The sequence below is a fragment of the Neptunomonas sp. genome (assembly GCF_041601355.1).
In the GTDB taxonomy this organism is placed as follows: domain Bacteria; phylum Pseudomonadota; class Gammaproteobacteria; order Pseudomonadales; family Balneatricaceae; genus Neptunomonas.
The window spans coordinates 1-14,713 of the sequence record NZ_JBFIIH010000040.1 but is presented as its reverse complement, the minus strand read 5'-3'; the positions used below and the strand labels follow the sequence as shown (position 1 = coordinate 14,713).

Sequence of the window (14,713 nt, the reverse complement as noted above, 5' to 3'; positions counted from 1 at the left end):
TTTACATCCAGTGATATAAACGTCCGGGATTAAAAATACCATCAGGGTCAAACGATGCTTTAATCCGCTTTTGGATGGCCTGAAGAACGGCGGGTGTCGTATGCATCACTTCCGAGCGACGCTCCCCACCTGCATAAAGGCTGACCTGCCCTCCGGCGGTTGCCGCCAGTGATTCCATATGCAGCTTATCCTGTTCACCACGGAACCAGCGCTGTGCCCCACCCCAATCAATTAAAGAGAGCTCATCCAGTGATGGAATACCCGCCGCTGAATTAACCGAAAAACGCCACAGCGGCAGATCGGTGTCAAAAAACGGCAATTCCTGCTGGCCTAGCTGCTGCCAGAACTGATCTGCCTGATTCTGCGTTAACGCTGTGCCTTTCCATTCCTTTACCGTGGCCTCCACTGCTGAAAGCGCACCGGACAACCGCACATAGCAACGTCCCAGCAACCAACAGGCGGCGCTTAAAGGTTTAGGCCTTGCGGCAAGTTGATTCATAAAGACGATAGCCTCCTCAGCGCCCATATCCCAAACCAGTGTGCGGCTTGCTGCGGGTTTGGGTAGTACCTTTAAACTAATTTCGGTGATAACGCCCAACGAGCCCATCGCGCCTGCTTGTAGGCGTGAGACATCGTAACCGGCGACGTTTTTCATCACCTGGCCACCAAACTTTAAGTGTTCCCCAAGGCCATTAATTAAGCGAACACCCAATACATGATCGCGTACAGAACCCGTCCAAGGCCGTCCCGGGCCCGATTGATTACACGCGAGCGTACCGCCTAGAGTCGCCACACCCGAAAAGCGAGGCGGCTCAAACGCCAGCATTTGATTATTTTCAGCAAGAGCTGCTTCAATCTCGGTGAGTGGCGTGCCGGCTCTCGCCGTCAGGACTAACTCAACAGGCTGATAATTGACAATGCCACGATGACCAGAGATATCCAGCCGCTCACCAACCGCCTCGCGGCCCATAAATGATTTGCTGCCACCGCCGACAATATTCAATGTCTGTTTAGCATCACGGGCAGCCAGAACCTGCTGTTGTATTTCGGTTGAAAGATCAGCCATGAGCAACGCCCTCCTTATGCTTGTTGTTATTGTTATTGTTTTCCATATCCTTATTTTTGGGCTCAATCGAGCGATACTCCTGACATCGGCGTAGCGTCGGCACACCCTTGCCTGGATTCAACGTACCCCCAGGATCAAAGGCATCTTTAATGGCATTGAATTGGAGTAATTCCTGCTCTGTAAATTGCACCGACATCTGGCGAATCTTCTCGATGCCAACGCCATGTTCACCGGTAATACAGCCACCCACAGCAACGCAGAGCTCGAGGATCTTGCCACCGAACTCTTCGGTCTTGGCAAACTCACCGGGAATATTCGCATCAAACAGAATCAACGGATGTAAATTACCATCGCCCGCATGAAAGACATTTGCCACACGTAATTGATAGTGCTCAGATAAGCGCTGCATTTCAGTGAGAACATGCGCTAACTGACCACGAGGAATAGTGCCATCCATACAGTAATAATCAGGAGAGATACGGCCTACGGCCGGAAAAGCAGACTTACGGCCTTTCCACAACAGGGCACGCTCCGCTTCTGTTTGTGAAGTCCTGACAGAGGTAGCGCCAAAGGAATGGAACAGTTTTTCTACCTGCTCAATATGCTCCTGTACTTCCTCTTCGGTGCCATCGACCTCACACAACAACAAGGCTTTCGCCTCTTTGGGGTAACCCGCTTTAGCGAAGTCTTCTGCCGCCGATATCGCGTAAGAGTCCATCATCTCTAAACCCGCAGGGATAATACCGCTGGCAATGATGCCACCCACCGAATCACCGGCTTGCTGGACGTTATCAAAACCGGCCATCACCACACGTGCTTTTTCAGGTATCGGTAGTAACTTAACCTGAATCTCGGTAATCACACCAAGCAAACCTTCTGAACCGTTGACCAGCGCTAATAAATCAAAACCACAGCTATCCAGCCCATCGCTGCCTAATGTGACCTTTTCCCCCTCTACGGTCAGCATTTCTACGCTCAGAACATTGTGTACCGTCAGACCGTATTTAAGACAATGCACACCGCCAGAGTTTTCAGCTACATTTCCGCCAATCGTACAGGCTATTTGCGAGGAAGGATCAGGCCCGTAATACAGACCATATTCTGCCGCCGCCTCGCTAATCGCCAAATTACGCACACCGGGCTGTAATCTGGCTGTGCGTGTTTGTGGGTTAATCTCAAGGACATTCTTAAACTTAGCCAGTGAGAGAACAACCCCCTCAGCATCAGGCATTGCTCCGGCACACAAGCCTGTGCCTGCACCGCGGGCAACCACAGGAATCGCATAACGATGGCAAATACGTAACACTTCCTGTACCTGCGCTACTGTCTCTGGCAATACAACAATCAGTGGCATCTCGCAATACATCGACAAGCCATCACACTCATAAGGCTTAAGTGTTTCGGCATCAGAAATAACATTTTGAGCGGCTATAAAGCCACGAAATAGCTGACACAACTCATCTTTACCCGGCTTACTTGTCGTACTCATCAAACGGCTCCGGCATCTGTATAGCGCTACTACGCCAGTACTAACTAAGCTAATACTAATCGGCGCTACATTTACACAATATGCGATTGGCTTTTACTGAATCTTATAACGCCATGGATACAGATGGCATTTTATTTTCAGCTAATAAGAAGTTTACTCTTAATGCTAACCTAGAAAGACCGCTAACGCAGAAGGAGTGCTAAACCAGAAACAGAGCTAACGCAGAAAGTAATGGCAAACCATAGCTTCCCGATAAACGAGCCACTAACTGTGTTAGGCTTTCGCATAATATAAAGACAAAGAAATTGATACAGGCTGCGTGAGTGAACAAAATAACCCGTGCTGGTGTAAAAAATGGTGTAATGATTAGCTGCGGTTGGTTTTTTATCGCGCTGGGTGGCATCGGCGTTGTCTTACCTATTCTGCCCACAACACCCTTTCTTATCCTGGCGCTTGGCTGCTTTGCCAAAAGCTCTCCGCGCTTTCATCAAATGCTATTGCACAACCGTTGGTTTGGCCCTGCGTTAAAAGAGTGGGAAGCCACCCACCGCATGTCTCGCCAGACCAAAAAACGCTCAACCCTAATGATTATTGCTACTTTTTCAATATCGATACTTATATTGTCTGGCCGTCCTTATTTACAAATCATGCTGATAAGCTGTGCCACCATATTATTGTTCTTTCTCTGGCGTATCAAAGAAACACCGCGCGGCGAAAAAAGCGGACATGGCTAAATCAATAAGACACGCCGGCCGGTTTTCCTCAGAACTTACGCGTATGGTTTTGATCTATCAACAACATGAAAGGATTCAGAATCAGCACAGGTATTATTCCTGTTGTGGATAGATTAGATTTTCTGTTTTGAAGCCACGCTCTTTAGACATATCGATAAACTTTTGAATAACGGCTGGCTCAACCGTAGCTGTTCTTGATAAAAGCCAGAGATATTTTGAAGTAGGTCCCGAAATAAACGCATATTGATAACTCTCACTATCTAAGCCCTGATCCAGCTCAAAAATGACATAAGAGCCGTAAAATGGCCCGAAGAACGAGACTTTTAAATAACCCTCGGAGTCTTCGTTGACAAAATAGGCTTTACCTTCAGCCTCTTGCCACTCACTGTCTGCCTCAGAAAAACCACGATTAAGAACGGCAACACCACCATCACTTTTTAAACTATATTCGGCACTTACCTGGCTCAACCCTCTTTCAAAAGCATGGTCCAGACGAGCAATTTCATACCATTTCCCTAAATATTTTTTCAATTCAAAGCCTGACACAGGTTTTACAGACTCCGGCATCCCTAAGCAGCCACTGAGTAGAAATACACTTATGATCAATAGTATTTTTTTCAATCGGGTCGCCTCCTGTATCAAACGTAAAGTTCACCGAAAACGTCTAAGCTGGCAGAGCCCAGCATAAAAGCTCCGGTGAGTTTTTGGTTAGCAGCTACCTTATGGATAGATGCTTTTATTAGTACTTGCCCATTTCCACGACGGTTTCAGCAGTTACCATGTCACCCTTAAGCGTCTTTATTGTCACATAATAAGCATGGCCTTTGCCCCCGGAGCAAGGCGGCATGTACGCACCTTCTATATCCCAACCGGGTGAGCGATGTGCTTCAGTCATTGTAAATTCGGGTGGAATATCGAATGTATGTCCAGGAACTGAAGGTACTTCTACGCTCTCATTTGTTGAATTAATGGCGAATTTCATCTGTCCATGCCCACCGTTATTCATCTTCTCTGAATCGCGATCGCTGTATGCTAAAAGGATAGCATCGGAACCGGAGGGGATGCCTGAAACTATCCATTCAGGGGTTGAAGGATTGACTCCACCAAACTTCTGGCACTGTTGCCCTTCTGGAATGTTGACGTCTCCCCATGCCTCATCGGCGAATTTGATATCAAGTGCATAAGCGCTGGTAGAAAGCGTTAAAGCGATAATGGAAGTCGCAACTAAGCTAAGTTTCATGACGATAATATCCTTTTTTCTGTTGAGTAACTAAATTAAAAAAGCCTGCGTTTATACTAGAGTAGCAGCTTCAATATTTGAGACGAAGCGCTCTGCTTTAATTTGAATTCTACCCGGATGTTCGTTTTGCGCTCAACAGCCTAATTCTTTTAAAACACGCTTAGCTGACGCTGGATGATTTTTTAATGCGGCAAGAGGTCTGATGGGGCGCTCAACTAAATTACCGGAACAATTTGGGCAAATATAATTCAATACCGATTCTGCGCAACCTTTACAAAACGTACATTCAAATGTGCAAATAAGCGCTTCTGTTGATGCAGGCGGTAAATCTTTATCGCAGCATTCACAATTAGGTCTCAATTCTAACATTTAAGCCTCCACTTCGTAGAAACACAACTATTAAATAACTATTAAGCAGGTATAAGAATGACACCGTCAATTACAACCTGCAAAAGTCTTAGTCTAACTACGACTATCGAGCAAAAAACAGGCACCAAAGTACCATTTTGACTTATCTACCAGCAGCCTATGTTGGTATGTGGTTTTACTACATCTACTATTTGAAACAATGAGTGCCAAATGCAAACTTACTTATCACTTTTTTTATCGGGCATATTGTTTTTTTTCTCTCCTCAGCTAATCGCCCAGCAAGCCCTACCCACGCTGAAAGTTACCGTGATTGCATGGGGAACCGTTAACTGGGAACTAGAGCATATTAAACAGATGCAACTGGATCAGAAACATGGCTACGATTTAGTGATCGACCGGGTGGCAAGCCTGTCAGCTGCGCGCATCGCCATTACCGCGGATAATACAGATGTTATCGTGTCTGATTGGCTGTGGGCCTCCGAACGAAACCTGACAGGAGCCAATTTACGATTCATACCTTTTTCAAAGCAGATTGGCAGCATTATCGCAGCACGAGGCAGCAATATCTCCAGTTATTCCAGCTTAAAAGGTAAGAGGATAGGTATTGCAGGAGGCCCTTTGAACAAGGGCTGGATCCTGATGCGTGCGGCAGCCAAAAAAGAGGGGGTAGATCTTCAACAGGAGGCAAAAATACAATTTGGCGCACCGCCCTTGTTAAGCCAAGCCATAAAAAATGGCCAACTCGATGTGCTAGCCACCTTTTGGCATTATGGTGCCCGTCTTGAAGCAGAGGGATATCAAAAGCTCTATAGCCTTGAAACAATCATGAGAGACCTTGGCCTGAAAAGTAACGTCCCCATGCTCGGCTATTTATATGAAGCTAAGCTGGAGGATCGGCATCCACATCTTGTTAGCGCATTCTATGAATCTGTTAAGGCAGCTAAAGCGCAGCTAGCTGTGGACGATAGCGCTTGGCAAACATTACGCCCATTGATGAAAGCTGAAAATGATCAGATCTATCAGGCGCTGATTACAGGTTATAGAGCAGGCATTCCTGATGAGCTTAATCAGCAACAGATAGAAGATGCAGTTAATTTCAACAAAATCATTGATGACCTTAAGCCCTATCCAACCGGTTTACCGCTTGATCCTGAGCTTTTTTATAAGATGCTTCTCCATAAGGTAGCCAGATGAAAATAGGCAGGATGGGTGATCAGGTAATCGCTTTTGTTTGTTTACTATCTATCTGGTGGGTGATCGCTACGCTTGTATCCAGCCCCTTATTACCCGCCCCCGCCGACGTTTTTTCAGCATTAAATAAAGAGTGGCATGAGCAGCGGCTGCTCGAAAGCTTAATGGTCACACTACGGCGTGTTCTTATCAGTTTTATTTTTGCTATGCTCCTGGGTGGGTTGCTTGGCGTGCTGATGGGTCGGTTCAGCTTGGTAAACCGTATTCTGGACCCAATACTCATTATACTGCTGAACATTCCAGCGCTCGTCGTTATCATCCTGCTTTATATTTGGTTTGGTCTTATTGAAGTCGCTGCTGTTGCCGCGGTTATTATTAATAAATTACCCAATGTTGCCGTGACCCTGCGTGAGGGAGGCCGAATGTTCGATCATGAGCTGGAAGAGATGTCGATAATGTATCGGTTTAGCTTTCGCCAGAAGCTTCTACATGTATGGTGGCCTCAATTGTTTCCTTATATCATGATTGCTACCCGCAGCGGCTTAGCGCTCATTTGGAAAATAGTCCTTGTTGTTGAGCTACTGGGACGCTCTGACGGTGTCGGCTTTCAATTACACCTGGCCTTTCAGCTGTTTGATGTTGCCACCATCCTCGCTTATAGCTTTGCTTTTATCCTTGTTGTTCAATTCATTGAGTGGTTCATATTACAACCATTAGATCGCAACGCGAGCCGTTGGCAGAAAGGTGCTGGCCATGTTTGAATTTCATCTGGAAGGTCTTGAACTGTCCGATCAGAAAATTCTTGGGGCGCTTAACTTCAGGCTTAACCCGGGAGAGACTCACTGTTTGTTAGGTCCCTCCGGCAGCGGTAAAACATCGCTGCTTAACGTGATGGCCGGGTTAAAGCAAGAAAACACAGCGACAAAGATAAAAGGCGAAAGTCAGCATCACAATCAATGGTTACAACGTAAACCCGATATTGGATACCTCTTTCAGCAGCCACGGCTTTTACCTTGGCGCACGATTTTGCAGAATTTGCAGTTAGTTGAGCCTGATAAAGAGACCGTACTGCGCATGCTAGGCGAGGTTCGGCTGCAAGACTATGCCGACTATTATCCGGCTAAAATCTCACTAGGTATGGCAAGGCGTGTGGCGTTAGCCCGTTGCTTACTGTTGAAGCCTGAACTGGTATTGATGGATGAGCCGCTAACCTCATTAGACCCGCCAACCGCCAGAGAGATGAGGAGGCTTATTAAGCGTTTGGTCTGTGATCACCCGACACGCAGTATGATCTACGTGACTCATAATCTGGAAGAGGCGCTTGAATTGGGTGATACGGTATCGGTTTTAGGGAATACACCGGCTGAAGTTATCTATAGTAATTCAATAGATAACGTATCTCCTGAGGAACTTGAGACCTTGCTTAAACATTAACAGCAAAGACTGATAGCAAAGATTAATAGCAAAATTTAGGGGAGGAAGAGAGCCTCCTCCCCTCAGCCCCCGCCCCGCTTTGATGCGGCGCGGGGCTTTTGTGCAGAGGATTAGGCCAAATCGAATCGATCAGCGTTCATCACCTTCGTCCATGCAGCGACAAAGTCGTGCACAAACTTCTCCTTGTTGTCATCTTGCGCATAAACTTCAGCATAAGCACGCAGGATCGAGTTGGAGCCGAACACAAGATCAACGCGTGTTGCCGTCCACTTAACCGTGTCCGTTTGACGATCGCGGATTTCATACAGATTTTTACCTGCTGGCTTCCATGTGTAACTCATATCCGTCAGATTGACGAAGAAATCGTTCGTCAGTGTTCCTTCATGCTCGGTGAATACACCGTGTTTGGTGCCACCGTGGTTGGTGCCAAGCACCCGCATACCCCCCAGCAGCACGGTCATCTCAGGCGCGGTCAGTCCCATTAATTGCGTACGATCGAGCAGCAACTCTTCGGCGCTGACTACATAGTCCTGCTTGAGCCAGTTGCGATAGCCGTCATGAATGGGCTCCAGTACATCGAAGCTGCCCACATCGGTCATCTCTGCTGTTGCATCTCCGCGTCCAGGCGAGAACGGTACTGTCACTTCAACGCCAGCGGCTTTTGCGGCCTGCTCAATAGCGACGTTACCTGCCAGCACGATGACATCAGCAACACTCGCTCCGCTCTGGGCAGCAATCTGATTAAGAACAGCCAGGACTTTGGCCAGACGCGAAGGCTCGTTACCTTGCCAGTCTTTTTGCGGGGCGAGGCGAATGCGTGCTCCATTGGCACCACCGCGCTTGTCCGAACCACGGAAGGTTCTGGCACTGTCCCATGCAGTGCAGGCCATTTCGCTCACACTCAGACCACTGGCTACTATTTTGTCTTTCACCGCCTGGGTATCATAATCAGTGGCACCTGCAGGCACAGGATCTTGCCAGAGCAGATCTTCTTGCGGTACGTCGGGACCGATATAACGTGCCTTAGGCCCCATATCACGATGCGTCAGTTTGAACCAAGCCCGAGCGAAAACTTCAGAAAAGTAATCCGGGTTGTTGTAGAAGTTCTCGGAAATTTTCCGGTATTGCGGATCCATCTTCATGGCCATGTCAGCATCGGTCATGATGGGATTGTAGCGAGTCGACAAGTCTTCTACGTCGACCGGCTTATCTTCTTCCTTAATATTAATAGGTTCCCACTGCCAGGCACCCGCCGGGCTCTTCTTCAGCTCCCACTCATAATTGAGTAACATTTGGAAATAGCCGTTGTCCCATTGGGTCGGATGCGTTGTCCAAGCACCTTCAATGCCACTGGATACAGTGTCGCGACCAATGCCGCGCTTGGTTTTATTTAACCAGCCAAAACCCTGATCCTCAATTTCAGCCCCTTCTGGTTCCGGACCGAGCAGCGTGGCATCGCCATTGCCGTGACATTTACCCACCGTGTGACCACCCGCGGTGAGCGCAACCGTTTCCTCATCATTCATGGCCATTCGTTCAAAAGTGACCCGAATATCATGAGCGGTTTTGAGTGGATCAGGATTACCGTCCACACCTTCAGGATTGACGTAGATCAGCCCCATCATGACGGCGGCCAGCGGGTTCTCCAGGTCACGCTCACCGGAATAACGACTACCTTCGCTACCGCTGGGAGCAAGCCATTCCTTTTCTGAACCCCAATAAGTATCCTTTTCCGGATGCCAGATATCCTCGCGGCCAAAACTAAATCCGAATGTTTTAAGACCCATAGATTCATAGGCGATGGTGCCCGCATAGGCAATCAAATCGGCCCAGCTGAGCTTGTTGCCATATTTCTTTTTGATCGGCCAGAGCAGACGGCGAGCCTTGTCAAGATTCACGTTGTCTGGCCAGGAATTGATGGGTGTGAAGCGCAGATTACCGGTACCGGCACCCCCTCGACCATCAGCGATACGATAGGTACCGGCTGCATGCCAGGACATGCGAATCATCAGTCCGCCGTAATGACCCCAGTCCGCCGGCCACCACGCCTGGCTGGCTGTCATCAACGCGTGCATATCTTTCTTCAGGGCGGCAACGTCGAGTTTCTTAACCTCTTCCTGATAATTGAAGACCCCTCCCATCGGATTAGTCTTGCTATCGTGTTGGTGAAGAATATCGAGGTTAAGCGACTTCGGCCACCATTCCATGTTAGACATGCTACTCTCTGTGGCGCCGCCATGCATCACAGGACATTTGTTGTTAGCCATCGATATATCTCCTATTTTTGTTGTATTGATATCACAGTACTGGCTTTTTGACGTTTTTGTAAAACATTTTATTGCTATTGTGACAATAGGTTTTATCTATTGAATGACAAACAACTGGGGTCATAGAACAACTGAAACAACTGGGGTCAGATCACAGTTTTTGCTAATATACGAACAACTGGGGTCACGAACAACCGGGGTGTGAACTGGGGTCAGATCACAGTTTTCATGAACTGTGCTAACAAACAACTGGGGTCAGATCACAGTTTTTGCTAATATACGAATGAACTGCATGAACTGGGGTCAGATCACAGTTTTTACTAATATACGAACAACTGGGGTCACGAACAACTGGGGTCAGATCACAGTTTTTCCTTAAGGCATTCCATTGCTTCATCTATCACGGTTTTTACTCTGCTTGGCATAAATTTGTTGATGTGAAATCCAAGGTACAGCGTCTCACTCACACGATGTACAAGTCGGTGTATTTTAACTTGCCCAGTGTCGTTAAAAGCCGCTACCGCATGACCGGGTAAGACGGTAAAGCCCAGTCCCATACTCACCGGCTCGAGGATCAGGTTAATCTGGTTTGAAAAGCCCGTCCTTTTAAACTGTTTGCTGTTCTGGAATTCTGGATAGTTAGCCCCAAGCAGCAGGCCTGCATGGTGTGCACCGTCGGGATGATCGATAAACCCCAGCGCCATCAATTGCTGCCAGCCGGGCTCTAGCACTTCCTTAGGTGTGACCAGCAATAACTCTTCTTCGGCAACAGGTTTAAAACTGACTTCATCTAAAGTGGATGGCGTCGTCAGAAATCCGATATCGACTTTATGTTCAACGATGAGCTTTTCCACTTCGCTGTTAGGCGCAAAGCGATAATCGATGACTAACTTAGCATGCTGTTTCTGCAGATTTAACAGACGAGGATAAAGCTTAAGCCCGACACTGCCTGGGGAAACCACGCGGACTATACCTTCAAAAGTGGGATCTTCGCCTACTCTCTTTTCAAGATCCGACAAAGTTCTGATGATTTTCAGCCCTTCGTGATAAAGCCGCTCGCCCGCATCCGTCAGCGTGAACTGTTTGCCATGCCTGATCAACAACGGCTGGCCTAGGTGATCTTCTAATTTACGCACATGCTGGCTGACACCTGATTGGGTCATATTTAAACGCTCAGCAGTACGAGTGAAGTGCGCTACTTCCACCAGCGTACAAAAGCTACGTAACCAGACCGGACTAATCATTATGAAAAATACTCAAATATATTAAAAATGATAATTTTACCTAATGAATAATAATTTGTATCCTGTTTGTACTTTCAATACGTGACATCAGCTTTTTATATCAACTGCTGTTATTAACATACGACATTAAGAATGGAGAATAAATCATGAGTAATGTGTACCCTCGCAACTTTTCTCACATCGGTATTTCAGTACCTGATTTAGAAAAAGCTGTTAAGTTTTATACAGAAGTCATGGGTTGGTACTTAATTATGAAACCAACCGAGATTATTGAAGACGATAGCCCGATTGGCGAAATGTGTACTGACGTGTTTGGCAGCAATTGGGAAAAGTTTCGCATCGCCCACCTTTCAACCGGTGATCGCATTGGTGTTGAGATTTTTGAATTCAAAGGACAGGAAAACCCAGAGAACAACTTTGAATACTGGAAAACAGGGATCTTCCACTTTTGTGTTCAGGACCCTAATGTTGAAGAACTGGCCGAACGGATTGTTGCGGCAGGTGGTAAAAAGCGCATGGAAAAACCACGCTATTATTACCCGGGTAAGAAGCCATATCGCATGATATACATGGAAGACCCATTCGGTAACATTCTGGAAATTTATAGCCATAGCTATGAACTCGTTTATGGTGAAGGCGCGTACTAACCAGCAAACAGATACAGGAGCAGGAAGAAAACTGGGGTCAGATCACAGTTTTCTCTAATATACTAAAAAATATAGTATATTCCTGCTTCGTCTTCTATCCGGGGCCGCCCCGGCTGACCAGACCTAACTTGTCGCTGGGTCATATCTTTAACTTTATCCTTAAAACTATCCCGCCCTAACACTAACTCCTTACACACAGCTTCACGTATCTGATGAATTTGAGCACTATCCAGATCTGATAGAAAAAGTTCACGATAGGCACGACAGCGTTGTGTCGGACTGCTACCACATAAATCATACAGAGGATGGGCTTGTATCAGCGGATTAGTTTTACCGGCAGCATTACAGCTGTAACTGGACCAAAAATATTCACCCGGATGCGATACCATACCGGCTCTCACAGGGTTCAATTCAATATAGCGCATACACGTAAACAGATAAGCTTCGCTATCGACAAGACTCGCCTTATAGCGGCCTTCCCACAGCGTACCCGTTCGGCTGTAACCTTTATTAATATATCTGACATACTTTCGACCGATATCTTGCATCATAACGGCAATGCTATGCGGCAAATTGGGCGTTGCTAACAAATGAACATGATTAGTCATCAGGACATAGGCATGAATAGCCACTTCGTTTTTATCCGCCGCCTCATGTAAAACATCCAGATATTTTTGACAGTCCGCCTCGCTAAAGAAGCAAGGATTGCGGTTATTTCCACGCTGTATAATATGCTGCGGAACACCCGGCAGAACAAACCTCGGCTTACGTGCCATCAACCACCTCCTTGTGGATCTGATATTCAGAAGAACAATGCTAGTATATTAGCAACAACTGTGATCTGACCCCATTTTTATGACCTGATTCAGTTTACCACTTGCCGCATCGCGTGCAGGTAGCGCCTGGTCATGCTCAAGCGTGACAGGCAGCACGCCTATTGTCTTAAAATACTGTTCGAGTGAATCTCGGATTCTTCCAAACGCTCTGCTCCGGGCATTTATATCATCCCCCTGGGTGCGAATTGATAGATGGTCGGGGCCAAGCTGAATAATTTGGAAACCGAATTCTCCGGCATTCTCCTCAATAACGGTATTTAAGGTGAGCGGCAAAATCGCCACTTTCTTATTATTTTCTTCCATCATCCAAAGGGTATCATCATGCCGACCCACCACTTCCATTGTGGGTAAAGGGTTTGAGCAACTGCACGCTCTGGTGCCAAGAGTGATACTGTCTCCGATATCATAACGAATAATGGGTTGCAGCGTGTTGGCTAAATTGGTCACCAGAGTCGTCGCCGATTTTTCGCCTGCCCTGACCGGCTGCATGTTTGCATCCACGGGCTCCAAAATAAACCAGTCGGTATTAACGTGTAATTTGCCATGTTCACAAGCGAAGGCCATATTCAGGGCCTCAGAGGCGCCATAGTCTTCATCTATTGCACAAGAAAATGCGGCTTCTATCTGCTGCTTTTTCTGTTTTTCAAGGTTTTCGCCACCACACCACAATCGGGTAGGAGATAGTTTTAATCTACCACTTTCCTGTTCTTGGGCGAGCACCGACAACATGCTTGGATAAGTAGATAAAAACTTTGGTTGCCAACGGTTGAGCTGCTCAACAAGTTCCGGGATCGGTTGAAGAATAGAAAAGGTCCGGGTTTGACCGCTAAGCCATGGATTCAACCTCGCGGCCCATTTCCAGTAAACAATGCCTGCAAAATGACCTTCAACGGCGGCAACCAAAGCCGTACGGTTAGCATTGAGCGTTTCAGGCCAAGGGAGTGCAGAAGCTGAGGCGGTGAGTTGATTCAGATACCTAACGGCCATCAACGACTGATAAATTGATAAGGCATGAATATCTTGAACATAAATGCCTTTTACACCGCTGGTACCACTGCTCGTCCACACCAAATAATCATTTAAGAAACGTTCACCAATTCTGTCGGTGCAGGACAAGAGTGACTTAACTGAGGCAAGGGTAATTCGACGGTCGCTTGACCAGTTATCGAAATTTGCCATAAGCGTAGCACGGTTAACCGCGGGGTAATCCTGAAGCGCTGAACCATCTGGAACAGACGCATAGTAATTGGCGTAAAATGGTGAAAACTTACGGGCGTATGCGATTAACTTCTCAGCACGCTTTCGTCCGATTTTTCTAGCCTCTTCAGCACTAGCAGGAAGCGCAGATTGCAAGCTACCTGTGGCCTGCCAACAGCGCATTCCATCAGCCCAATCGTTCATAAAATCTAGCGGAGTTAGCATTTTTAAGATCCCTTGGTCGGCATACAAGCCTAAGAAGGCTGAACCTAAGGAGACTACACCTAAGAAGACTACACTTAAGAAGACTATGCTTGATTGACTATCGAATAGTCGAACCGCTAATACAAACGTACAAAAGCTGCACAACCAAACCGAACTAATTCTTACAAAATATACTCATGTATATTACCGATAATAGTTTTACATAATGAATTTTACTTTGTAACCAATTTGAGCTGTCGTATTAAATTTTCAACTTATGAGGTCAGCTTTGTTATCAACTAACGTTATTAGCGTGGGGAGCAGGAACAGGAGCAGTACTGCGACAGTATCGCTTTATTGCTGATGCGTTTTGTCGGCCGGATAGCTGCTGAGCCATATACCGGATTACGCGCCCGGGCCACAGTCAATGCAGCCTTTAAACGCTTCAGGCCCTACCGCATAACTGTCTGTATCAGTACCTGGATTACTATCAGCATAACGCGCTTCTAACTGTGTAAGAATTACCCGACTTTTGCAATTTGCGGCACGCTATGCGCCCATTCGGGAGGTGCCTGCACCTATGATGGCAAGGTATCTTTTAATCATGATTTTGAGCCCTGCATTTTTTTCGGCTGTGACTGGAGCTATTAGTTGGTGCTGATATAAGTACTGTTTGTTATCGAAAAAACACATAAACACCAGATCAAACTGATATTAAGAGTAAATCCGCACAAACAAACAATGCTTCAAGAAAACACCTTAAGTATTGGTAGCGATAGCCTGCGCTGCGGGCTT

At 46.8% G+C, this 14,713-nt stretch carries 14 protein-coding genes; 5 read left to right on the top strand and 9 right to left on the bottom strand.

Going from position 1 to position 14,713, the window contains the following annotated elements:
* Position 1: 1 nt before the first annotated feature.
* Positions 2 to 1,066: a glycolate oxidase subunit GlcE gene (gene glcE, locus ABY436_RS08495; protein WP_372738545.1), complete on the bottom strand. Its 1,065-nt coding sequence runs from the start codon at positions 1,064 to 1,066 to the stop codon at positions 2 to 4.
* Complete coding sequence (locus ABY436_RS08490; RefSeq protein ID WP_372738544.1) at positions 1,059 to 2,555, bottom strand: FAD-linked oxidase C-terminal domain-containing protein; 1,497 nt, start codon at positions 2,553 to 2,555, stop codon at positions 1,059 to 1,061. Before ABY436_RS08490 ends, glcE begins: the two co-directional genes overlap by 8 nt.
* 323 nt (positions 2,556 to 2,878) lie before the next feature.
* Here ABY436_RS08490 and ABY436_RS08485 point away from each other — a divergent pair, with 323 nt between their 5' ends.
* A complete protein-coding gene (locus ABY436_RS08485; RefSeq protein ID WP_372738543.1) occupies positions 2,879 to 3,289 on the top strand; it encodes a YbaN family protein in 411 nt (136 codons plus the stop codon).
* Between the two features lie 93 nt (positions 3,290 to 3,382).
* Here the strand turns inward: ABY436_RS08485 and ABY436_RS08480 are convergent, their stop codons facing one another.
* From ABY436_RS08480 to ABY436_RS08470, 3 genes are all read right to left on the bottom strand, one after another.
* The gene (locus ABY436_RS08480; RefSeq protein WP_372738542.1) at positions 3,383 to 3,910 is read right to left on the bottom strand and encodes a lipocalin family protein; all 528 of its coding nucleotides are present in this window, start codon (positions 3,908 to 3,910) and stop codon (positions 3,383 to 3,385) included.
* A gap of 118 nt (positions 3,911 to 4,028) precedes the next feature.
* Positions 4,029 to 4,529 carry a hypothetical protein gene (locus ABY436_RS08475; RefSeq protein WP_372738541.1) on the bottom strand — a complete coding sequence of 167 codons (501 nt, stop codon included), beginning with the start codon at positions 4,527 to 4,529 and terminating at the stop codon, positions 4,029 to 4,031.
* A gap of 132 nt (positions 4,530 to 4,661) precedes the next feature.
* The gene (locus ABY436_RS08470; RefSeq protein WP_372738540.1) at positions 4,662 to 4,898 is read right to left on the bottom strand and encodes a DUF1272 domain-containing protein; all 237 of its coding nucleotides are present in this window, start codon (positions 4,896 to 4,898) and stop codon (positions 4,662 to 4,664) included.
* Between the two features lie 210 nt (positions 4,899 to 5,108).
* On the opposite strand from ABY436_RS08470, the gene ABY436_RS08465 reads away from it, so the two are divergent.
* From ABY436_RS08465 to ABY436_RS08455, 3 genes are read left to right on the top strand one after another with little or no spacing between them, the layout of a single operon-like run.
* On the top strand, positions 5,109 to 6,092 hold the full coding sequence (locus ABY436_RS08465) for an ABC transporter substrate-binding protein (protein ID WP_372738539.1): 984 nt from the start codon (positions 5,109 to 5,111) through the stop codon (positions 6,090 to 6,092).
* On the top strand, positions 6,089 to 6,850 hold the full coding sequence (locus tag ABY436_RS08460; protein ID WP_372738538.1) for an ABC transporter permease: 762 nt from the start codon (positions 6,089 to 6,091) through the stop codon (positions 6,848 to 6,850). The genes ABY436_RS08465 and ABY436_RS08460 overlap by 4 nt, the downstream gene beginning before the upstream one ends.
* Complete coding sequence (locus ABY436_RS08455; protein WP_372738537.1) at positions 6,843 to 7,523, top strand: ATP-binding cassette domain-containing protein; 681 nt, start codon at positions 6,843 to 6,845, stop codon at positions 7,521 to 7,523. Before ABY436_RS08460 ends, ABY436_RS08455 begins: the two co-directional genes overlap by 8 nt.
* A gap of 110 nt (positions 7,524 to 7,633) precedes the next feature.
* Here ABY436_RS08455 and katG read toward each other — a convergent pair whose 3' ends face one another.
* Positions 7,634 to 9,790: a catalase/peroxidase HPI gene (gene katG / locus ABY436_RS08450; RefSeq protein ID WP_372738536.1), complete on the bottom strand. Its 2,157-nt coding sequence runs from the start codon at positions 9,788 to 9,790 to the stop codon at positions 7,634 to 7,636.
* 362 nt (positions 9,791 to 10,152) lie between these two features.
* On the bottom strand, positions 10,153 to 11,034 hold the full coding sequence (locus ABY436_RS08445; RefSeq protein ID WP_372738535.1) for a LysR family transcriptional regulator: 882 nt from the start codon (positions 11,032 to 11,034) through the stop codon (positions 10,153 to 10,155).
* Between the two features lie 146 nt (positions 11,035 to 11,180).
* On the opposite strand from ABY436_RS08445, the gene ABY436_RS08440 reads away from it, so the two are divergent.
* On the top strand, positions 11,181 to 11,681 hold the full coding sequence (locus tag ABY436_RS08440; protein ID WP_090725776.1) for a lactoylglutathione lyase family protein: 501 nt from the start codon (positions 11,181 to 11,183) through the stop codon (positions 11,679 to 11,681).
* 62 nt (positions 11,682 to 11,743) lie between these two features.
* Here ABY436_RS08440 and ABY436_RS08435 read toward each other — a convergent pair whose 3' ends face one another.
* Positions 11,744 to 12,457, bottom strand: a complete 714-nt coding sequence (locus ABY436_RS08435; protein ID WP_372738534.1) for a transposase — start codon at positions 12,455 to 12,457, stop codon at positions 11,744 to 11,746.
* 48 nt (positions 12,458 to 12,505) lie between these two features.
* Complete coding sequence (locus ABY436_RS08430; protein WP_372738533.1) at positions 12,506 to 13,939, bottom strand: hypothetical protein; 1,434 nt, start codon at positions 13,937 to 13,939, stop codon at positions 12,506 to 12,508.
* Positions 13,940 to 14,713 lie beyond the last annotated feature (774 nt).

Excerpts from the sequence above, each read along its gene's own strand:
- glcE (WP_372738545.1), bottom strand. The coding sequence starts at position 1,066 with ATGGCTGATCTTTCAACCGAAATACAACAGCAGGTTCTGGCTGCCCGT.
- ABY436_RS08490 (WP_372738544.1), bottom strand. The coding sequence starts at position 2,555 with ATGAGTACGACAAGTAAGCCGGGTAAAGATGAGTTGTGTCAGCTATTT.
- ABY436_RS08475 (WP_372738541.1), bottom strand. The coding sequence starts at position 4,529 with ATGAAACTTAGCTTAGTTGCGACTTCCATTATCGCTTTAACGCTTTCT.
- ABY436_RS08470 (WP_372738540.1), bottom strand. The coding sequence starts at position 4,898 with ATGTTAGAATTGAGACCTAATTGTGAATGCTGCGATAAAGATTTACCG.
- ABY436_RS08465 (WP_372738539.1), top strand. The coding sequence starts at position 5,109 with ATGCAAACTTACTTATCACTTTTTTTATCGGGCATATTGTTTTTTTTC.
- ABY436_RS08460 (WP_372738538.1), top strand. The coding sequence starts at position 6,089 with ATGAAAATAGGCAGGATGGGTGATCAGGTAATCGCTTTTGTTTGTTTA.
- ABY436_RS08455 (WP_372738537.1), top strand. The coding sequence starts at position 6,843 with ATGTTTGAATTTCATCTGGAAGGTCTTGAACTGTCCGATCAGAAAATT.
- katG (WP_372738536.1), bottom strand. The coding sequence starts at position 9,790 with ATGGCTAACAACAAATGTCCTGTGATGCATGGCGGCGCCACAGAGAGT.
- ABY436_RS08445 (WP_372738535.1), bottom strand. The coding sequence starts at position 11,034 with ATGATTAGTCCGGTCTGGTTACGTAGCTTTTGTACGCTGGTGGAAGTA.
- ABY436_RS08440 (WP_090725776.1), top strand. The coding sequence starts at position 11,181 with ATGAGTAATGTGTACCCTCGCAACTTTTCTCACATCGGTATTTCAGTA.
- ABY436_RS08435 (WP_372738534.1), bottom strand. The coding sequence starts at position 12,457 with ATGGCACGTAAGCCGAGGTTTGTTCTGCCGGGTGTTCCGCAGCATATT.
- ABY436_RS08430 (WP_372738533.1), bottom strand. The coding sequence starts at position 13,939 with ATGCTAACTCCGCTAGATTTTATGAACGATTGGGCTGATGGAATGCGC.